We start from the raw sequence: 20,285 nt of genomic DNA on the forward strand, positions 1-20,285 counted from the left end.
ATTGCCTGCCGTCGCCGCGCTCAGCTGCGTGGAACCCTGATCATGTAGCCGATGCCGCGCTTGGTCTCGATGAGCGGCTGCACCTTGTGCTTCGTGCCGTCCTCGTCGGTCACCTCGAGGTCGTCGACCTTCTTGCGCAGATAGGAGATGTACGATTCGACGATCGCCGCGTCGCCGCCCCAGTCGTACTGCCAGACATGGTCGAGGATCTGCGCCTTCGACAGCACACGTCCCTCGTTGTCCATCAGGTAGCGCAGCAGCTTGTATTCGGTCGGGCTCAGCTCGATCTGCTGGCCGGCGCGCGTCACGTCGTGCGAATCCTCGTTGATCTCGAGGTCGCCGACGCGGATGATCGGGTCGTCCTCGACGTGTTCGCGCGTGCGGCGCAGGATCGCGCGAATGCGCGCGACGACCTCCTCGAGGCTGAACGGCTTGGTCACATAGTCGTCGCCGCCGACGGTCAGTCCCATGACCTTGTCCTGCGTGTCGTCGCGCGCGGTCAGGAAGAGGACCGGCGCGTCGATGCCTTCCTGGCGGATGCGGCGCGTGACGGTGAAGCCGTCGATGTCCGGCAGCATGACATCGAGGATGACCAGATCCGGCTTCGTGCGTTCGATGACCTCGATTGCCTCGGATCCCGAGGCAGCGGTCTCAACCTCGTAGCCGGCGAAGTGCAGCGAGGCGACGAGGAGTTCGCGGATGGACGGTTCGTCGTCGACGACGACGATCTTTGCTTCAGTACCTTTGCTCGCGTTCATACCGTTCATGATGACCTCGCCGACTGAAGGTTTCCTGAATGTCCGCTGTGAGTTCCGTTTCGTCGCATCCGTGCGCGCCGGCGACGACTCAGCCCTTGTATTTCGCATGCGGGTCGTCCACCTGGGCGGCGGCTGCGGCGGCGGATGTGTCGTTGGTAGGGGCGTCGTCGGCGGACGCGGCGGGCGATGCGGCAGCGCCGGCGGCGGCGTCGGTGTTCTTGGCGGCCGTATCGTCGGCGGTCTTGGCGGCGTCCGCATCGTCGTCGTGCACCGCTTCCTCCTCGCCGGAGACGTCCTTGGCGTCGTCGACCTCGCGTCGGCGGCGCACGACGATGACGACGCCGACGACGACGGCTGCGAGCGCGACGACACCGATGAGGACGGCGATGCCGACCATCGTCACCGAACTCGACGTCGACGTGTCCTTCTCTTTGATGATGACGTCCATCATGTCGATCGCCGAACGCGCCCAGTCGGGGCTTTCGCCGGCCTTGACGCCGGTGAGCGGCGCCGAGGCGGCCTCGGAGAGCGCGTCGACGCTCTTCTGGCTGCTGAGCCATTCGTCCGAGCCGGGCGAGACGACGACGGCGAGGTTGCCGTCGTTCGTCGCGACGGCGAGCAGCACGGTGTTCGGCGCCGGATCGAGCGAGCGCAGCGTCTGGCGCGCCCAGTCGTCGGGCGAATCGGTCGAGTTGAACGAGTCGACGTAGATGAGGCGCACCTGCACACCGGTGCGTTCGCGTGTGCGCGTGATCGCGTCGGAGACCTTCGCGATGTCATTGCCGAGCAGGTTCTGCGTGTCGAGGATGTAGCTGCTGTTGGGATCGACAGTCGTCTCATCGGTCGGCGATGTCGACGGCGACATCAACTGTGACGTCGTCGGCGACGGCGTCGCCTCGTCGGCGGACGCGGTCGGCGCCATGAGCGACGCCCCGGCTGTGACGGCGAGGACGAAGGCGAGCACGACGGCCGCGCAGCGGCGTGCGAGCTGCGCCGTCACGCCGCGGGAGAAATGTGGACGACGGTACCGTCCGTACACATGGGTCGTTGCGCCTTGGTTCTCGATTCGCATTGTCATACAGTCCACAGTACCGGTCGGCGGTCACATGCCCTCCGGCGTTCCGTCTCGGCGGAACAGGTCATCAAGACAACGGAAGAAAGGAACAGGCAGATGCCCCAGTATCAGGTGGATTCGGAACGCATCCAGGCGTCGGGCGCCGCCGTGTGCTCGTCGGTCGCCCAGATCAGGCAGGCGGTCGGCGGCATGTACGCGAACCTCAACGCGCTGCAGGACTGCTGGCATGGTGCCGCGGCGACGCAGTTCACGGCGCTCGCCGCGCAATGGCGCGCCGCGCAGCAGCAGATGGAACGCTCGCTCGAGGCGATCCAGCAGGCGCTCACGCAGGCGTCGACGGTGTACGCGGACGCCGAGCATGCGGCGGCGCGGCTCTTCTCCGCCGGCTGACACGGCGCGGGCAGCCGCGTCCCGGATCGGCCGGACCACGCACGTCCGGACGACGTCCGCATGAGAGAGGTCCCGGCTTCCCCCTCGGGAAACCGGGACCTCTCTTCATCAGACAGCCGTCAGACGGCGGCATCCGTCGCCGTCAGTGGCATGCCATGCGGTGGTGTGTCATAGGCATCGATCAGTAGCCCATGTCCTGGCCAGCGCCGGCGGCCGGAGCCGGTTCCGGCTTGTTCGCGACGACGGCCTCGGTCGTCAGGAACAGGCCGGCGATCGACGCGGCGTTCTGCAGCGCGGAACGGGTGACCTTGACCGGGTCGGTGACGCCGGCGGCCATCAGGTTCTCGTAGGTGTCGGTCGCGGCGTTGAAGCCTTCGCCCTCGGGCAGCGACAGCACCTTGTCGAGCACGACGTCGCCGGACAGGCCGGCGTTGTCGGCGATCTGCTTGAGCGGGGCCTCGACGCCGCTGAAGACGATCGCGGCACCGGTGGCCTCGTCGCCGTCGAGCTTGACGTCCTTCTCGGCCTTCGCCGCGGCCTGCACGAGCGCGACGCCGCCGCCGGGCACAAGGCCCTCTTCGATGGCGGCCTTCGCGTTGCGCACGGCGTCCTCGATGCGATGCTTGCGTTCCTTGGCCTCGACCTCGGTCGCGGCGCCCACCTTGATGACGGCGACGCCGCCGGCGAGCTTGGCAAGACGCTCCTGAAGCTTCTCACGGTCGTAGTCTGAGTCGGTGTTCTCGATCTCGGCGCGGATCTGCGCGACGCGAGCCTCGACATCCTCCTTCGAGCCGCCGCCGGAGACGATCGTCGTCTCGTCCTTGGAGACGATGACCTTCTTCGCGGTGCCGAAGACGGACAGGTCGATCGAGTCGAGCTTGAGGCCGATCTCCTCGGAGACGACCTGGCCGCCGGTGAGGATGGCCATGTCCTGCAGCATCGCCTTGCGGCGGTCGCCGAAGCCCGGTGCCTTGACGGCGCAGGACTTGAAGGTGCCGCGGATGTTGTTGAGGATGAGGGTCGGCAGCGCCTCGCCGTCGACGTCCTCGGCCACGATGAGCAGCGGCTTGCCGGTCTTCATGACGAGCTCAGCGATGTGGACGACGTCCTGCTGCGAGGAGACCTTGTTCGACGTGAGCAGGATGTACGGATCGTCGAGGACCGCGGTCTGGTCCTCGGCGTTGGTGACGAAGTACGGAGAGATGTAGCCCTTGTCGAAGCGCATGCCCTCGGTGAACTCGAGGTCGAGGCCGAAGCGGTTGTTGTCCTCGACGGTCACGACGCCATCCTGGCCGACCTTGTCGAGCGCCTCGGCGATCTTCTCGCCGACCTCGGGATCGGCGGCGGAGATCGTCGCGGTCGCAGCGATCTGCTCCTTCGTCTCGACCGGCTTGGCGGATGCGACGAGTTCCTTGACGATGGCGTCCGAGGCCTTCTCGATGCCGCGGCGCAGCGCGATCGGGTTCGAGCCGGCGACGACGTTCTTCAGGCCCTCATGCACGAGCGACTGGGCGAGCACGGTCGCGGTCGTCGTGCCGTCACCTGCGACGTCATCGGTCTTCTTCGCGACTTCCTTGACGAGCTCGGCGCCGATGCGCTCGAACGGATCCTCGAGGTCGATCTCCTTGGCGATGGAGACGCCGTCGTTGGTGATGGTCGGCGCACCGTAGGTCTTGTCGAGCACGACGTTGCGGCCCTTCGGTCCCAGCGTCACCTTGACGGTGTCCGCGAGCTTGTCGAGACCGGCCAGCATGCCCTGGCGCGCTTCCTCATCATATTCAATGATCTTTGCCATATGTTCCTCCGCTATGGGATAGATACGTCATTACGACATCACCCGGAACATCGGAGCGGCCGCCGACCGTCAGCTTTCAGCGATCACTCCCATCGCCCGAGTGCTACATGGCAGATTAGCACTCTCACCGCTTGAGTGCCAACCCGACATGCTGCACATTGCGCTGTGGGCAAGAATAGCCCTGCTCCCATCCGACCACGCACGGCCGTCGCGTGCGGCGGACGTCGGCGGATACGACAAGGCCGGACCCTTCCCGCTGGTAGTCGCATGCGGGTCGCGGTCCGGCCTTGGACGAGGCTTGCGGCGAGACGCTACCGCTGAATCACCGATACCTTCGTCGCACGAAGCCCCTTCGGTGTGTCCTCCAGTTCGAACTCGACGGCGTCGCCTTCGCGCAGCGTGCGGAAGCCATCCGACTGAATCGCCGAATAGTGGACGAAGACGTCGTCGCCTCCCTCCGCCGTCGTGATGAAACCATATCCCTTGCCCGCACTGAAGAACTTGACGGTTCCCTGTGTCATTTTCCCTAATTCTTTCTTTAGCCAAACCATAAATGACCACGACCGGCAGGACCCGTGACCTAAAACGTCCCCAATCATCGGGAGCCAGACCGCGATCGCGATTCCAGTGTAGCCACCCATATGCCCCACGACGCGACCCGCGCGCCGCATATGGACGCCCGGAGAGCCCCCGCAACGAAAGAAAAGCGGGTCCGCGCGCCTTTGAGACACGCGAACCCGCGAAGCGATGGGGCCACAGGATGCTCACTGCATGAGCACGACGACGATCGGCGCGCCGATGCCGGGCGCCTGCTCGATGGTGGCGATGCCGAGCGTGGAGGCGACTGCCTGCGCCGTGGCCAGATCGGCGTCGTTCTGGTACCACACGACCGTCTGCCCCGGCAACGCCATATCGCCCGGATTCATCGGCGTGGCGTTCGGGTATCCGTCGGCGACGAGCTTCTGCGCCTCGGTGGACGCGTAGCCCTCCCGCGTCGTTCCGTTGACGACGCTAATCGCCGCCGCCTTGTTGACCTGCTGCGACTCCTCGGGCGTCGGCGCCTCGGAGGATTCGGACGGCGACGCCGACTCGGAGGGCGACGTCGATCCGGCGGGCGATGCCGACTCGCTTGCCGACGCCGATTCGCTCGACGACTCGGACGGCGCGGCGGCCGTCGTCGTCTGCGCGACCTGCGCGCTTGAGATCGACGACGACGAGACGCGTCCGCGCAGCAGGTTCGCCGCCTCGCCGGAGAAGATGCTCCAGAACAGCACGCCGGCGGCGACCGCGGCGATGATGACGATGACGAACGGCGTGAGCCTGACACCCAGGGAGCGTGCGCCCCGGTGCACGCCGACCGGTCCCTGCGGCGGGTCATCGTAGGCGTCCTTCGGGTAGGAGTCGTAACCTTCGCTGTCCTTGCGAGCCATAATGGTCCTTCCGTGTCTTACGAGCGTGTGCGCGGCCGGCGCGGCCGTCAAGGCGCGCGCACGACGTTCCCGCAACTCACTATAACGAAGGCACTGGGCACGCCGCAACGCCGCCGGCCCGCGCCGCGCGGTAGCCTTGGAACCATGAGCAGACCATGCAGACCACTGAACGAATCGATCGACCCGCAATGGGCGCTCGCCCTCGCCCCCGTCGAAGAGCAGATCCACCACATGGGCGACTTCCTGCACGAGCAGGCCGCCGAAGGCAAGCAGATCCTGCCGGCCGCGCACAACATCCTGCGCGCGTTCCGCGAACCGTCCTTCGACGCGGTCAAGGTGCTCATCGTCGGGCAGGACCCGTATCCGACGCCTGGATACCCGGTCGGCCTGAGCTTCTCGGTGGCGCCCGACGTGCGTCCGCTGCCCAAGAGCCTGATCAACATATATAAGGAACTGCAGGACGACCTGCATGTGCCGCCGCCGCGCAACGGCGACCTGAGCCCGTGGACGCGACGGGGCGTCATGCTGCTCAACAGGAGCCTGACCGTCGAGGCGCACCATCCGAACAGCCATCAGGACAAGGGCTGGCGGCCGGTCACCGACGCGGCCGTCAGGGCGCTCAACGGCCGCGTCGATGATCAGGGCCGGCCACTGCCCCTCGTCGCGATCCTGTGGGGCCGCAACGCGCAGACGCTCGCGCCGCTGCTGACGAACGCCTTCATCATCGCCTCGGCGCATCCGAGCCCGCTGTCCGCCTCGCGCGGCTTCTTCGGCTCACGCCCGTTCTCGCGCGCCAACGCGGCGCTCGAGGCAATGGGCGCCTCCCCCGTCGACTGGTCGCTGTAAACGGGGCGGGGCATCAGACCGGGCCTTGAGCGAACCGCCCCGGTTACGCCGAGCGCAGCCCGCGCTCAAGCATGACAAGTACAATGTGCTCTCGAATCTATCCGTACTACAGAAGAGTGCATGCCATGGCCTTGTTCCAACAGCAACCACAGACGCCACCAGCCGCCCCTCCGGCGGCACCCAAACCCCCGGCGCTGTCCGCACAGGACGCGGCCCGTGCGCAGCAGCTCGTCGCCCGGATCCGCAACCGTTTCACAGGCACGCTCGTCGGTCAGGACAACCTGCGCGAATCGCTGATCACGACGCTCGTCGCCGGAGGCCACATCCTCATCGAATCAGTGCCGGGACTGGCGAAGACGACGGCCGCCCAGACGCTCGCTACCTCGGTGTCCGGCACCTTCAAACGCGTGCAGTGCACGCCCGACCTGATGCCCTCCGACCTCGTCGGCACGCAGGTCTTTGACTTCTCAACGCAGCGCTTCTCGACGCAGATCGGCCCGATCCACGCGAACTTCGTGCTCCTCGACGAGATCAACCGTTCGAACGCGAAGACGCAGTCGGCGATGCTCGAGGCGATGGCCGAGGGCGCCACGACGATCGGCGGCCAGCGCATCCCGCTGCCCAAGCCGTTCATGGTCATCGCCACGCAGAACCCGATCGAGGAGGAGGGCACCTTCAACCTGCCCGAGGCGCAGATGGACCGCTTCATGATGAAGGCCGTCATGACCTATCCGACGCCCGAGCAGGAGGTCGCGATGCTCACGATGCTCACGCGCCGCGGCTCCGACACGCTCGACCCGACGGCCGTGACGCCGGACGTCGTCTCGATCGCCGACGTCGAGTTCCTGCGCACCGCCGCGCGCCATGTCCACGTCGCGGACCCGATCATGAAATACGCGGTCGACATCGCCGACACGTCCCGCGGCGGCGGCCCGAAGCCGGTCCAGGGACTCTCGTCGCTCGTGCGCCTCGGCGCCTCGCCGCGCGCCTCGATCGCGCTCGTGCGCATCGGTCAGGCCTCGGCGCTGATGGCCGGCCGCGACTACGTGATCCCCGAGGACCTCAAACGCTTCGCCCACGAAGTGCTGCGCCACCGCATCCTGCTGACCTTCGAGGCGCTCGCCGACGGCGTCGACGCCGATCAGGTCGTCGACCAGATCGTCAGGGCGGTCCCGGTTCCATGATCGACGCCCGCCGACACGAAGACCCGGTGCGCCGGCGCATCGAGGCCCTGGGCACGTCGATGTCGCTGCCGACCGTCGCGCGCGCGCTCGGCGTGCTCGAAGGCGAACACCGCTCGCCCCGGCGCGGCGGCACCGACGACCTGCTCGACGTGCGCGCCTATGAGATCGGCGACGAGGCGCGTCAGATCGACTGGAAGATCAGCGCACGCTCCGGACGCACGATGGTCGTCCAACGCGAGCGCCGCTCGTCCAGCCGCGTCCATCTGCTGCTGGACGGCGGCCGCGAGATGACGGCCACGTGCCCGTCCGACGAACGCGCGTACGCCGTCGCCGCGAACGCGCTGTGCATGTTCGCGGCGCTGACGCTGCGCCGCAGCGACGACGTCTCCCTTGTGCTGGGCGACGCGTCGCGCATCACGCGCGTGCCGTTCCACGGCGGCTTCGCGCAGTTCGAACGCAGGATCGACGAAGCGATCGACCGCCGCTGGACGCAGCCGCGCAACCTCGGCGCGCTGCTCGACTACGCGATCCGTCTGCGCGACCGCCACGCGCTCGTCGTGCTGGCGACGTCCGACGCCACCGTCGGCGACGACGAGCTGCGCCGCATCCGTCGCATCGCGCAGACGCACCCCTTCGTCCTCATCGATGTCGCCACCGTCAACCCCTTCGCCGCCGAGCCCGTGCCCGGCCGGCGCGGCGTTCGCGTCAGAAACGGCGCGAACGGGCGGCGCGTCCCGGCGTTCCTGACATGTCGCGCGCTCGCCGACGAGGTCGCCACGCACCGCGCGTACCGTGTCTCGGCGCTGCGCCAGGAGCTGTCGCGCTCCGGCGCGCGGCTCATCCACGCCGATTCGAGCGAGGCAATGTTCCATGATTTCGTCCGTCTGATCTCGCTGAGCCGTCTGGGCACGCCCGGCGCGCGCTCGCATCTGCGCACCGATCGCGCCGACAGGGAGGTGTCCACATGAGCCCGTCCGTTCCGACGACGCTGCTGCTGGCCGTCCAATCCGACGACCTGCGCCCGGTCGCGGCCCCGGATCTCGCGCCGCAACTGTGGATCTGCGCCGGCGTCGCGATCGCCGTCGCGATCGTCTGCGTCGCGATCGCGTTCCTGCCGCGCCGCGCGTCCGCGAAACGACGCGAGACCGGCGCGCACGCCGACGGTTCCGACACGCGCGCGTGGCTGGCGCGCATCGACGCCGTTGTGCGCGACTACGACGCACAAGCGACCACGGCCGACGAGGCCTATGCGCGCCTCGCCGCGATCGCGCGCGCCTTCGCGTCGGCGCGTTCGGGCCGTCCGCTCGCCACGCGCACGCTGCATGACCTCGAACGCGAGCCGCGCGGCGGCGACGCCGGCAACTGGGACGCGCTGCGCATGACGATCGCCGCCCTCTACCCTCCCGAATTCGCCGACGACGACCATCCGAGCGTGCGTGAGGCGTCGGTGGCGACGGCCGCCGGCTGGGTGTCCGATCTTGTGGAAAGGTGGCGCTGACGATGCTGCACTGGCAATGGCCCTGGGCGATCCCGATCGCCTTCGCCGCGGCGTGCGCGATCGGCGCGCTCGCCTTCTGGCTCAACGCGCGCGGCGGCGCCGACCCGGCCGACGCCGTGGCCTGGGACGTCGACGACGGTCTGGGCACCGAACGCGGCTCGCGCATGCTGCGCCTGTGGCGCCGGCTCAACCATGCGGCCGGCGCGCTCATCGCGTTCGCGCTCATGCTCGCCTGCGTGTTCGCGGCGCGCCCGGCGCAGGTGGACGAGCAGGCCGAACGCAGCGCGACGCGCGACATCGTGCTGTGCCTCGACGTCTCCGGCTCGGCGCTGCCCTACGACCGTCAGGTGATTGACACGTACCGTTCGCTCGTCACGCGTTTCCGCGGCGAACGCATCGGCATGAGCATCTTCAATTCGACGTCACGCACTGTGTTCCCGCTCACCGACGACTATGCGATGGTCAGCCGCCAGCTCGACGAGGCGAGCACGCTGCTCAAGGGCGTCGAGTCGCAGGACGACATCGACGGCATGAGCGACAGGCAGTACCAGCAGGTCTCCGACTGGCTCGCCGGCACGCAGAACCGCAAGAACGCGACGAGCCTGATCGGCGACGGCCTCGTCAGCTGCGCGGCGATGCTGCCCGGCTTCTCCTACGGCAAGTCGTCGTCGGACATGAGCCGTGACGCGTCGATCGTGCTGGCGACCGACAACGTCGTCTCCGGCACGCCCACCTACACGCTCGACGAGGCGCTCACGATGACGTCGAAGGCGCACATCGCCGTCGACGGCCTGTTCTCCGGCCCTGCGCAAATCGAGGGCGACGAGGCGACGACACGGATGCGCACGCTCATCGAACAGCATGGCGGCGTCTTCCTCACGCAGTCGAACGGCGATTCGGTCGACGCGCTCGTGCGTTCGATCGACGCGCGGCGCACGAAGGACGTCGAGGAGGCCGGCCGCGCCGCATGGACGGACGCGCCGGGCTGGTGGACGCTCGCGCTCGCCGTGCTCGCCGGCGCATGGCTGCTTGTGGCATGGAGGTTGGCACGATGAACGGATTCACCTTCGCACCCGCGCTCGGCTGGATCGCCGCGTCGATCCTCGCGGCCGCGCTCGCCGCGCTCGCCGTCGGCGTCATTGTGCTGCATGCGCGCCGTCCGGGCGACGAGACGATTGGCATGTGCATCAGGCGCGTCGTGATCTGCGTGCTGCTCGCCGTGCTCGCGCTGACGCCGAGCATCGCGACGACGACGACGAGCCGCGCCGTCAACGCGACCGACGTCGTCATCGCGACCGACGTCACCGGCTCGATGGGCGTGACCGACGCGACCTACGGCGAGCGGCGCGGCATCAGCCGTCTCGACGCGACGAAGGCCGCGATCGACGACATCACGGCGAGCTACGCGAACTCGAGCTTCGCGGCGCTCAGCTTCGGCTCGGCAGCCACGCTCGACGTGCCGCTGACGCCGGACGCGGCGGCGATTGACCATTGGGCGTCCTCGCTGCACACCGAGGCGACGACCGCGTCATCGGGATCGTCGGCGGACGCGGCGATCGACCAGCTGCTGCTGACGCTCAAGTCGATCCGCGACGCGCATCCCGACGACCGCATCGTGCTGTATCTGATCACCGACGGCGAGCAGACGATCCCGACGTCGCGGCGCACGTTCTCGTCGCTGCGCCGCTACCTCGACGACGCCTGTGTCATCGGAGTCGGCACCGAGGCGGGCGGCAAGGTGCCACGTCCGGCCGCCGACGGCGAGGAAGGCGGATGGATCGTCGACCCGTCGACCGGACAGCCGGGCGTCTCGATCATGGACAGGCGGCAGATCGAGTCAATCGCCGACGAACTGAGCGGCTCCGCGCTGTTCACGACGGACGGCGGCACCGTCGCCTCGTCTGCGATCACGAAGGAGTCGCGCCAGTGGCGCGCGACGACGACGGACAAGGAACGCGTGCGTGTCACGCCGGTCGTCTGGCCGGTCGTGCTCGTGCTGCTCGCCGTCATGGCGTGGGAGGCCGGCGCATGGTTCGGCCAGTCGAGGAGGCTGCTGCAATGAGCAAGGCATCATCCAACAACGCGACGTCCAAGTCGACACGACGGCCGCGGCGTCTGCCGCTCGCCGCGCGCATCGTGCTGCTCGTCGTCGCCGTCGCGGCCGTCGTCGTCGCCGTCTGGTCGTTGTGGAACGTCCACGCCACCGCCGAGAACATCGACGCCACGGCGACGCTGACGCGCACGATCGACGAGGCGGCCAAACCCGACGCCGACTTCAAGCGGCTACTCGCGCAGCAGCGGCAGACCGACGCCCGCTACGACGCGCTGCTGGACGCGAAGGCGACGCTGCTGCCCGAACTCGTCTCGAACGTCGAGCGCAACGCGCGCACCTCCAAGACGCTGACCGGACGCCTCGAGGAGAGCCTCGCGCAGCAGGAGCGCGACAAGCAGTCGCAGGACGCCGGCGGCACAACGACCCAGAACGCTGAGCGCGGCGCCGACCCGGCGCTCGACGAGCAGGAGCAGCGCAAGCTCGAGGAACTGCTCAAGAACAACGAGCCGACCGAGGGCGACGCGTCCACGTCGACGCAGGACGGCAAGCGCACGCAGCAGGGAGGCACCGCCGGCAGCCAGGACGCCAAACCCTGGTGAGCGGCGCCGTTGACGCCCTCTCCTCCGTCTGCCTATCAAATCGCATCAATCATATCAATCACAGGCCCTGCCGCATCCGCAAATTGTGGACGCGGCAGGGCCTGTCTACATCCTGTGTGGACACAGGCGGATGTTATCCACACGTCGTGTCGTCCACATTTCGGGGCTGAGCCTGCCTTCCGGTCACAATGGTCCGCTCGGCTGGACACGGCGGACGTCGTCGGCGTCCAATGGAGGCATGGACACGACATACGACATGATGCGAACGGCCGAACCGATGCACGGACGCCGGCCGATACGACCACTGGACGGCGCTTCGGCGCTCATGCCGCCGACGACGATGGCGCCGCTGCTGCGCGACGACGGCACGGCGATGCTCGAGGCCGTCATGGCCGACTGCCATCAGCTCATGCGACGCATGGCAGACGAATGCGCGACGACAATCGACGAGGCCGTCGGCGCGCTCGGCGCCGCACGGATCGACGGATGGCACGGCACGGCCGCCGAACTCTACCGCGAGCGCATCCGCTCAGCCGGCACGCAGGCGCGCATCGTGCGTGCGCAGGCCGGGCTCGCGCCGGCGATGCTGCTGGGAACGGCGGGTGCATGATGACCAGGCAAGTGACCTCCTCGGTGCACGGTGGCTCCTTCAGCGTCGCCGATGACGGTGCCTACCTCGAGGCGTGGGCGCGGCTCGACGCGACGCAGACGGCGCTGAAGGCCTGTGCCGCCGCATGGACGCGCACGGCCTTCGCGTTGTCGACGCGGCAGATGGACATGCTCGCCAGGCAGCCCGCGATCGACGCGGCCGGTACAAGCGGCGCCATGTCGGCCGCGCTGACGCATCGCATCACGCGCGCCGTCGACGCCTGTAACGACGTCGGCGCGATGCTGCGCCGCATCGGCGACGAATGCGGACGCCTCGCCGACCTCGTCGCGCGCGCCCACGGCCTGTACAACGCGGCCGAATCAGACAACCGATGGATGACCTCGAAGGTCGTGCAGATGCTGACGACGATCAATCCGTTGGCGATGACGGCCGTCGCCGTCGGCACGGGTCTGGGCGGGGCGGCGTACGGGAAGGCCACGGAAGGCTCCTTCGGCGTCGCGCACGCATCGCACGCCACCGCGTGGATGCAGGAGGGGCTGATGGCCGGCATCGGTACGCGGCTCAACGCGTTGAATGAGATGGGCGGCCTGGCCGCGATTGGCGATGACGGTCGGCATGTCGCCGGCGCGGCCGGACGGATCGCGGCGCTCAGCGCGCCGATCAACGACCGTCTGCAAGGCGATCGTCTCATCGTGACGCGGACGTCGCTGAACGCCGGCGAACGGCCGGTCGGCTACGTAGACGGCACGGCCGGGGCGCTGCACGACCTGCGCCGGCTCGGGGCGGCGAACGGCGACGGTGCACGCACGGGGCTGTCCTATGCGACGATCGCGATCTCACGCTATGCGCGTGCAGACGGCACGAACGCGTGGCTCGTGACGATCCCCGGCACCGACGGGCAGCCGGATTCGCCGTTCGGGTGGGAGCAGAACGTCGAACTCATGGGCGACGACGCGGCCCGACGGGCGCGGGCGGACAGCGCGCGCTTCGTCGCCGAGGCGATGCGGCTCGCCGGCATCGACGCCGGCGAGCCGGTCGCGCTCATCGGGCATTCGCAAGGCGGCATCGTCGCGGCGACGCTCGCGAGCGACTACGTCGACGAGTTCGCCATCGAGCACATCGTAACCGCCGGCTCGCCGATCGCGAACCATCCGATCGGCGAGGACGTGTGGGTGACGAGCATCGAGATGGACGACGAGCTCGTCGCCGCGCTCGACGGCGCCGCGAACCCGGAGCACGAGCGCTGGCTGACGGTGCGCGGCTCGCTGAGCGAGGCCGACGACGACCGTCCGCTCGTCTCGAGTCCGGTCGACATTCCCGACGGGCCGCTGCGGATGACGCACGACCTCGCCTTCCACGAGGCCGCGTACGCGAGCGCCGCGCAGCTCGGCTCGCCGGCGCTCGAACGGCACGACGCGCATCTGCGCGGAACGATCGCGGGCGAGTATCAGGGCACGACGTACTGGCGCGGCCGCATCGGCGACGACGGAGACAAGTGAGCGCCACACCCCGGCGTCTCATGGATGGGACGCCGGGGCCGCCGCGTTCACGGTTCTGCGTAGAGTGAAGGACATGAAGCTTACCGACATCACCCCCGCCATCGCGCTCACGCCGCTTGATGGCCGTTACCATGCCCAGACCGCCGAGCTCGTCGAATATCTCAGCGAGCCCGCCCTCAACCGCGAGCGCATGCGCGTCGAGGTCGAGTGGATGATCATGCTCGCCAACGGCTACGCCGGCAACGGCTGGAAGCCGATCGTCCCCGGCGTCGAGCCGCTGACCGAGCAGGAGCAGGCCTTCCTGCGCGCGATCCCGGAGGAGTTCGGCGCCGAGGGCATCCGCCAGCATGCGGCGCACGAGGCCGTCACGCACCATGACGTCAAGGCCGTCGAATACTACATCGACGACCAGCTCGACAAGGCGGCCGACGTCCTCGGCCACCCGACGCAGCTGACGGGACTCAAGACGCTCGTGCACTTCGCCTGCACGTCGGAGGACATCAACAACCTGTCGACGGCGCGCTGCGTCAAGAACGCCGTCGAACGCGTCTGGCTGCCGGGCATCGACGCGATCGTCGACCTGCTCGCCGAGCAGGCGGAGCGTTTCAGGGACCTGCCGCTGCTGTCGCTGACGCACGGCCAGCCGGCCACGCCGACGACGCTCGGCAAGGAACTCGCCGTCTACGTCTACCGCCTCAACCGTCAGATCAACCATGTGCGCGCGCAGCAGTACCTCGGCAAGATCAACGGCGCGACCGGCACCTTCGGCGCGCATCTGGCCGCAATCCCGGACGTTGACTGGATCGACGTCTCGCGCGTTTTCGTCGAGGACCGCATGGGCCTGACATGGAACCCGCTGACGACGCAGATCGAATCGCACGACTGGCAGGCGGAGCTCTACGGCACGATGAGCCATGCGAACCGCATCATGCACAACCTGTGCGTCGACGTGTGGATGTACATCTCGCGCGGCGTGTTCGCGCAGGTGCCGGTCAAGGGCGCGACCGGATCGTCGACGATGCCGCACAAGATCAATCCGATCCGCTTTGAGAACGCCGAGGCGAACTTCGAGATCTCATGCTCGCTGCTCGACACGCTTTCGGCGACGCTCGTCGAATCCCGTTGGCAGCGCGACCTGACCGATTCGACGACGCAGCGCAACATCGGCTCGGCGATCGGCTATTCAGTGCTCGCGCTGAACAACCTGCTCGGCGGCCTCAAGTCGATCCATCCGAACGAGACCGTCATCGCGCGCGAGCTCGACGAGAACTGGGAGGTGCTTGGCGAGCCGATCCAGACGGCGATGCGCGCCTGCGAACTCGCGGGCCTGCCCGGCATGGAGAAGCCCTACGAGAAGGTCAAGGAGCTGATGCGCGGCCATGAGATCGGCCAGCAGGACGTCGAGGCCTTCATCGACTCGCTCGCCTTCGACGAGGCGAGTGCAGCGCGCCTCAAGGCGCTGACGCCGGCGACCTACGTGGGCGCCGCCTCGAAGCTCGTTGACTACGACCGCTGACCATCGCCGCCTGCAACTGCGGAACAACGGACCGCCGTCCGGTCGCCCGCGAATCATCGATGATCCGTACGGCGTCCGGACGGCGGTCCGTTGTTCGCCGGCGCCCATTCGCCCACGCCCATCCGTGCATCCCCTGTCCATGTCCGTGTCCACGGCCGGCCGGGTTTGGCAGCCGCTCCCCTAGAATGGTAGGGTTCGAAGGCGGCACGACCGGCGTGGACGACGCCCGCCGCCGCCACCCACAGGAAAAGGACGCCGATGCAAGCATCTGAACAGGGAACGCCTGCGGCTCGGCCGCACGACGGCGACGGGCCGCAGGCCGGCGACGTCGTCATCGCCGACAACGAGCCGAAACGCGCGCATGTCTTCTCCGATCTGCTCCATGCGGCCGCCGCTCTCATCTCCGGCGTGCTCATCATCGTGTTCGCCGTCTATCTGCGCGGCATCACACAAGGCGTCGAAAGCGACGCGCACACGGCGGCGCGCGCCCTCGAATGGCTGCTCGACGTGCCCGCGTCGTTCCTACAGCAGCTCATCGTCGTGTTCACCGTCGTCAGCGTGCTCGTCCAGCTCGTCATCAACCGCGACTGGCTGCGCTCGGCTTGCGCGGTCGGCGCGCTCATGCTCGGCTTCGGCGCCGTCTGGGGCGTCTCCTATCTGCTGTCCACGCAAGGCTCGGCGATCCTCGTCAACTCGCTGCTGTCGACCGGCACGCACACCGGCACGACGCTGCTACCCGATTTCTACGCGTCGATCGGCGCCTTCCTGACGGTGGCGGGTCCACGCCGCATGCATTCGACCGTCAAATGGGGCTGGAACGTGCTGTTCATCGGCGCGCTGCTACTCGTCGTCAGCTCGTGGAACTCCGTCCCCGGCGTCATCGTCTCGATCCTCATCGGCCGCATCGTCGGCCTCGTCATCCGCTTCGCGATCGGCACGCCGAACTCGGGTGCCTGGGGCGTGCACGTCGTCTCGGCGCTACGCCAGATAGGCCTCGACCCGACCGAGCTGCGACTGCGCGACGCCGACGGCGCACACGACGGCATCCTGCGCACGTCGCTCGAGGACGACCTCGTCGAGAACTCGCGCATCTACTCGTGCCGCACGAAGGACGGCGCACGCTACGTCGTCTCCGTCCTCGACAACCAGCTGCACGTGACCGGCTACCTCAACCAGATGTGGCAGCTCATCCGGCTCAGCGGCGTCGCCGTGCGCCACGACCGTTCCGCCGTCAGCGCGACGCACCACCATTTCGCGATGCTGCTCGGGCTGCGCAACCTCGGGCTCGCCTCGATGCACCCCTACGGCGTCGTCGATTCCGGGGAATCATCGATCCTCGTGCTCGACCGCGACTCGGCGCTGCGTCCCGCCGACGTCGACCATCTCGATGACGAGGCGATCGCCGGATACATGACCTATCTGCGGCGCGCGCACCGGCGCGGCTACACACACCGGCGCATCACGACCGACGTCCTCGCCCGCACGAGCCATGGCACGCCGGTCATCGCCGGCTGGCAGAACGGCGACGACGCGAGCTCGCCGGCCAACATCTCGCTCGACAAGGTGCAGCTGCTCGCCCTGTTCGCCGCGCTTGTCGGCATCGAGCGCACGCTGCGCGTCGCACGGCGCGTCTGGGGCGACGACACGCTCGTCAACCTCACGCCCTTCGTGCAGAAGGCCGCCGTGCCGGCGTCGACGCGCACATTGCCCGGCTGGAACAAGACGCTGCTCGAGGATCTGCGCAAGGCGATGGGCGCGCTCGCTCCCGAGGAGGTCTCCGAATCGCTCGAACAGGTGACGCTGTCGCGCTTCAGCGCACGTTCGTTCTTCGCGCTCGCGCTGCTCGTCATCGCCGTCGTCGTCGTCATCACGCAGATGAACCCGAGTGAGATGATCAAGGCGGCGCGCGACGCGAACATCTGGATGGCGCTCGTCGTGCTGCTGTTCAGCTTCCTCGCCTGGGTCGGCTCAGCCGTCTCCCTTGGCGGCTTCATCGACCCCGACCGCCGCCATCCGCTCGGCATCCTGTTCTCGCAGATGGCCGCCGGCTTCACCGCCGTCTCGATGCCCGCCGGCATCGGCCCAGCCTTCGTCAACCTGCAGTTCCTGCGCAAAAGCGGCTACCGCAACACCGTCGCCACGGCGATCATGAGCGCCGTGTGGGCCGTGCAGGCCGCCGTCACCGTGCTGCTGCTCATCGGCATCGGCATCTTCACCGGCCGCAACTCACTGTCGAGCATGGTGCCGACGAACACGCTGATCATCGTCATCGCCGCCGTCGCGCTCATCGTCTCGGTCGCGATGGCGATTCCGCCGGTGCGCAAGAAGGTGACCGACAAGTATCTGCCGCTCGTCAAATCGTATGCGCGCAGCCTGCTCGAGACGTTGACGCAGCCGACAAAACTCATCGTGAGCGCCGCCGGCGGCCTGCTGCTCAATCTGGCCACCGGCTTCGGCTTCTGGGCGGCGCTTGAGGCCTTCGGATACTCAACGAACCCGATCGAGACGACCTTCATCTTCCTGCTCGCGAACACGCTCGGCTCCGCCGTGCCGACGCCGGGCGGCCTCGGCGCCGTCGAGGCCGCGCTGTCGGTCGCGTTCACGGCCGTCGGCGTGCCGTCGACGATCGCGATCTCGGCGACGCTCGTCTACCGTCTCGGCTTCTACTGGCTGCGCATTCCGGTCGGCGCGCTCGCGATGAAGTGGCTCGACAAGCACAATCTGATCTGATTTCAGGCCTCCGAAGGGGCCATGAGGACGCCTTCGGAGGCCCAGATGGGCGCGCCAAACGCGAAAAAGTTCCCAAAACCCTTGCGAAACGCCGCTTTCCACACATTTATGCGCTAAGATTCATTACTGAACATGTGGTTGAGACGTGCAATGGGCTCAACCCCTGAACCAAGAAGGATGCTCACATGGCATACAACAAGTCTGATCTCGTCACCAAGATCGCTCAGAAGTCCCACCTGACCAAGGCTCAGGCTGAGGCCGCCGTCAACGCATTCCAGGATGTGTTCGTCGAGGCCATGAAGTCCGGCGAAGGCCTGAAGCTGACCGGTCTGTTCTCCGCTGAGCGCGTCAAGCGCGCCGCCCGCACCGGCCGCAACCCGCGCACCGGCGAGACCATCGAGATTCCGGCGACCTACGGCGTGCGCATCTCGGCCGGCTCCCTGCTGAAGAAGGCCGTCACCGAGTGATCGGCTGACCATACCGAGTCATCGAACCGATGAGGCCCCGACCAACGCTGGTCGGGGCCTCATCGGTTCTCCTGTGCCATCAAGCACATCGAATATACACTCAGACGGCCGCGTCACCCTCCCCTGCATCACCGGCAGCATCGACGAGTGCGAGCAGCTGTGCATACCGCTCGTCGCCGACGGCGTCGAATGGGTCGAGGATCATGACCTCGTCCTTGACCGGTTCGGTGAGCCGCAGCTGCGTCCAGTCGCACGACCATGTCACCGGCGCGGCCTCAGCATGGTCGACGAAGGCGCCGCGCAGCACGGCGCGCGTGCCTGCAGGCGGCGTCGTCACGGCCGCCTCGATCTGCGCGTCGTCGCACAATGTGCGCATCATGCCGTGCCGCGTCAATGAATCGAACAACGCGCCATTGGCGATGTCGTGGTAGTCGAGGTCGAGCTGCGCGAGCCGCATCGGGTCGACGGTGCCGCGAGCGGCCAGACGCGCGGCGAAGCGCCGCTTGCATGCCCAGTCGGCACGGTCGGCGAGCGATTCCGCGCCGTCATCGCCATCATCGTCGCCATCGTCGAGCGCGTCGAGGCCACGTCCCCAATCGCCGAGCACCTCGTCGAGCGTCGTGAGCGGGTCGCCGGCGAGGGACGCGGCGACCTCGTCGCGTCGCGCGTCGACGAAATGCAGCACCGCGCCGAGCACGCGCCGCTGCAACGCGAGCGGGCTCGTCGTCGTGCCGTCGGCGAGCCGCAGCGTCGCGCGGGCACCGTCGGTGTCGACGGCTAGGTTCGCCTCGACCGGGTCGGCGAGCGCAATCGATTCGAGTCCGGTGGGTGCCGCATGCCGTGCGCCCCATTCCATCAGGCACAGCACGAGATGCGTCGTCGCGAGCTTCATCATCGTCGCCCACTGCGAACGATTCGAATCGCCGATGATGACGTGCAGGCGGCGGAAGGATTCGGGGTCGGCGTGCGGCTCGTCGCGCGTGTTGATCATCGGCCGCGAGCGCGTCGTCGCCGATGAGACGGTCTCGTCGACGAAGGCGGCGCGCTGCGTGACGTGCCAGCGTGCACCGTCGAAGCGGCCAGCGCCGGTGAAAATCTGGCGGGTGATGAGGAACGGCAACAACTGTGTTTCGATCTGCGTGAGCGCGACGCCGCGGCGCACGAGGTAGTTCTCATGGCAGCCGAAGGAGTGGCCGGCGCTGTCCGCGTTGTTCTTGAACAGGTGGACCGTCGCGTGCTCGCCGTGCGTTTCGCGCAGACGCCGCTGCGCGTCGAGCGCCATGTCGCGCATGATCCGCTCGCCGGCGCCGTCGGCAAGCGTCGCGTCGCCGGGCGTGCGCGCCTCGGCAGTCGCGTATTCGGGATGCGCGCCGACGTCGAGGTAGAGCCGTGAGCCGTTCGTCAGGTAGGTGTTCGTCGAGCGTACGCGACGCATGATCGGCTGGAACATCATCATCGCGACCTGTCCGGCGTCGCACGGGCGCGATGCGCCGGTGACGCTCACGCCGTATTCGGTTTCGATGCCAAAGATGCGCGCAAAGTCGTCGACATGCGTCGACGCGCAGGCGTGGCCGCGGTTGCCGCTGTCATGCAGCTGCGGCATCACTGGCCGCCCTTCTGCACGAAGCCGTTGACGTATTCCTCGGCGTTCGCTTCGAGCACCTCCTCGATGTCGTCGAGGATCGCGTCGAGGTCGTCAATCGCGGCGTCGGCGCCCGTCTCCTGCGTGCGGAGCGCCGCGTCGGCAGCCGCCGTCTGGTCGTCATGCGTGTGTGCTGTGTTGCGCTGTTCCTGTGGCATCGTCGTTCCTTCGGTGCAGGTCGTCGTTGTAGGCG

At 67.9% G+C, this 20,285-nt stretch carries 20 protein-coding genes; 13 read left to right on the forward strand and 7 right to left on the reverse strand.

The annotated features are described in order from the left end of the window. Positions 1-20: 20 nt before the first annotated feature. Both G606_RS0100950 and G606_RS09365 read right to left on the reverse strand, forming a co-directional pair. The gene (locus G606_RS0100950) at positions 21-758 is read right to left on the reverse strand and encodes a response regulator transcription factor (RefSeq protein WP_026644426.1); all 738 of its coding nucleotides are present in this window, start codon (positions 756-758) and stop codon (positions 21-23) included. Between the two features lie 88 nt (positions 759-846). Next, positions 847-1,836, reverse strand: a complete 990-nt coding sequence (locus G606_RS09365) for a TPM domain-containing protein (RefSeq protein ID WP_081663863.1) — start codon at positions 1,834-1,836, stop codon at positions 847-849. A 93-nt stretch (positions 1,837-1,929) separates the two neighbouring features. Between G606_RS09365 and G606_RS0100960 the strand changes: the two genes are divergently transcribed. Further along, positions 1,930-2,223 carry a WXG100 family type VII secretion target gene (locus tag G606_RS0100960; protein WP_026644427.1) on the forward strand — a complete coding sequence of 98 codons (294 nt, stop codon included), beginning with the start codon at positions 1,930-1,932 and terminating at the stop codon, positions 2,221-2,223. A gap of 181 nt (positions 2,224-2,404) precedes the next feature. On the opposite strand, the gene groL is transcribed toward G606_RS0100960, so the two are convergent. The 3 genes from groL to G606_RS0100975 all read right to left on the reverse strand — a co-directional run bounded on the left by groL (position 2,405) and on the right by G606_RS0100975 (position 5,448). Beyond that, positions 2,405-4,018 carry a chaperonin GroEL gene (gene groL, locus G606_RS0100965; RefSeq protein WP_026644428.1) on the reverse strand — a complete coding sequence of 538 codons (1,614 nt, stop codon included), beginning with the start codon at positions 4,016-4,018 and terminating at the stop codon, positions 2,405-2,407. Positions 4,019-4,329: 311 nt separating this feature from the next. Beyond that, positions 4,330-4,539, reverse strand: coding sequence for a cold-shock protein (locus G606_RS0100970; protein WP_026644429.1), 210 nt, complete (start codon positions 4,537-4,539; stop codon positions 4,330-4,332). A 243-nt stretch (positions 4,540-4,782) separates the two neighbouring features. Further along, positions 4,783-5,448 (reverse strand): LytR C-terminal domain-containing protein, encoded by a 666-nt coding sequence (locus G606_RS0100975; RefSeq protein ID WP_026644430.1) that lies wholly within the window; start codon positions 5,446-5,448, stop codon positions 4,783-4,785. Between the two features lie 144 nt (positions 5,449-5,592). On the opposite strand from G606_RS0100975, the gene G606_RS0100980 reads away from it, so the two are divergent. The 12 genes from G606_RS0100980 (at position 5,593) to G606_RS0101035 (ending at position 18,450) form a co-directional block, all read left to right on the forward strand. Further along, the gene (locus G606_RS0100980) at positions 5,593-6,294 is read left to right on the forward strand and encodes a uracil-DNA glycosylase (protein WP_026644431.1); all 702 of its coding nucleotides are present in this window, start codon (positions 5,593-5,595) and stop codon (positions 6,292-6,294) included. A gap of 125 nt (positions 6,295-6,419) precedes the next feature. Beyond that, the gene (locus tag G606_RS0100985) at positions 6,420-7,478 is read left to right on the forward strand and encodes an AAA family ATPase (RefSeq protein ID WP_026644432.1); all 1,059 of its coding nucleotides are present in this window, start codon (positions 6,420-6,422) and stop codon (positions 7,476-7,478) included. After that, on the forward strand, positions 7,475-8,446 hold the full coding sequence (locus G606_RS09370; protein WP_051198291.1) for a DUF58 domain-containing protein: 972 nt from the start codon (positions 7,475-7,477) through the stop codon (positions 8,444-8,446). The genes G606_RS0100985 and G606_RS09370 overlap by 4 nt, the downstream gene beginning before the upstream one ends. Further along, positions 8,443-8,976 carry a hypothetical protein gene (locus tag G606_RS0100995; protein ID WP_051198293.1) on the forward strand — a complete coding sequence of 178 codons (534 nt, stop codon included), beginning with the start codon at positions 8,443-8,445 and terminating at the stop codon, positions 8,974-8,976. Before G606_RS09370 ends, G606_RS0100995 begins: the two co-directional genes overlap by 4 nt. A gap of 2 nt (positions 8,977-8,978) precedes the next feature. Then, positions 8,979-10,031 carry a VWA domain-containing protein gene (locus G606_RS0101000; RefSeq protein WP_034523464.1) on the forward strand — a complete coding sequence of 351 codons (1,053 nt, stop codon included), beginning with the start codon at positions 8,979-8,981 and terminating at the stop codon, positions 10,029-10,031. Further along, positions 10,028-11,038 (forward strand): vWA domain-containing protein, encoded by a 1,011-nt coding sequence (locus tag G606_RS0101005; protein WP_026644435.1) that lies wholly within the window; start codon positions 10,028-10,030, stop codon positions 11,036-11,038. Before G606_RS0101000 ends, G606_RS0101005 begins: the two co-directional genes overlap by 4 nt. Further along, a complete protein-coding gene (locus G606_RS0101010; RefSeq protein ID WP_026644436.1) occupies positions 11,035-11,628 on the forward strand; it encodes a DUF6466 family protein in 594 nt (197 codons plus the stop codon). The genes G606_RS0101005 and G606_RS0101010 overlap by 4 nt, the downstream gene beginning before the upstream one ends. 238 nt (positions 11,629-11,866) lie before the next feature. Beyond that, positions 11,867-12,238 (forward strand): hypothetical protein, encoded by a 372-nt coding sequence (locus G606_RS0101015; RefSeq protein WP_026644437.1) that lies wholly within the window; start codon positions 11,867-11,869, stop codon positions 12,236-12,238. Continuing rightward, positions 12,235-13,737, forward strand: a complete 1,503-nt coding sequence (locus G606_RS0101020) for a GPI inositol-deacylase (protein WP_231371364.1) — start codon at positions 12,235-12,237, stop codon at positions 13,735-13,737. The genes G606_RS0101015 and G606_RS0101020 overlap by 4 nt, the downstream gene beginning before the upstream one ends. A gap of 73 nt (positions 13,738-13,810) precedes the next feature. Further along, the gene (purB, locus tag G606_RS0101025) at positions 13,811-15,253 is read left to right on the forward strand and encodes an adenylosuccinate lyase (protein ID WP_026644439.1); all 1,443 of its coding nucleotides are present in this window, start codon (positions 13,811-13,813) and stop codon (positions 15,251-15,253) included. Positions 15,254-15,511: 258 nt separating this feature from the next. Further along, positions 15,512-17,983, forward strand: coding sequence for a lysylphosphatidylglycerol synthase transmembrane domain-containing protein (locus G606_RS0101030; protein ID WP_081663864.1), 2,472 nt, complete (start codon positions 15,512-15,514; stop codon positions 17,981-17,983). A 185-nt stretch (positions 17,984-18,168) separates the two neighbouring features. Next, entirely contained in the window at positions 18,169-18,450 is a 282-nt protein-coding gene (locus tag G606_RS0101035; protein WP_022857750.1) for an HU family DNA-binding protein, read from the forward strand. A 100-nt stretch (positions 18,451-18,550) separates the two neighbouring features. Here the strand turns inward: G606_RS0101035 and G606_RS0101040 are convergent, their stop codons facing one another. Then, entirely contained in the window at positions 18,551-20,053 is a 1,503-nt protein-coding gene (locus G606_RS0101040) for a proteasome accessory factor PafA2 family protein (RefSeq protein WP_026644441.1), read from the reverse strand. Next, positions 20,053-20,250 (reverse strand): ubiquitin-like protein Pup, encoded by a 198-nt coding sequence (locus G606_RS0101045; protein ID WP_026644442.1) that lies wholly within the window; start codon positions 20,248-20,250, stop codon positions 20,053-20,055. Before G606_RS0101045 ends, G606_RS0101040 begins: the two co-directional genes overlap by 1 nt. Between the last annotated feature and the right edge of the window lie 35 nt (positions 20,251-20,285).

Origin of the sequence: Bifidobacterium sp. AGR2158, from assembly GCF_000424225.1 — a bacterium.
Classification (GTDB): Bacteria; Actinomycetota; Actinomycetes; order Actinomycetales; family Bifidobacteriaceae; genus Bifidobacterium; species Bifidobacterium anseris.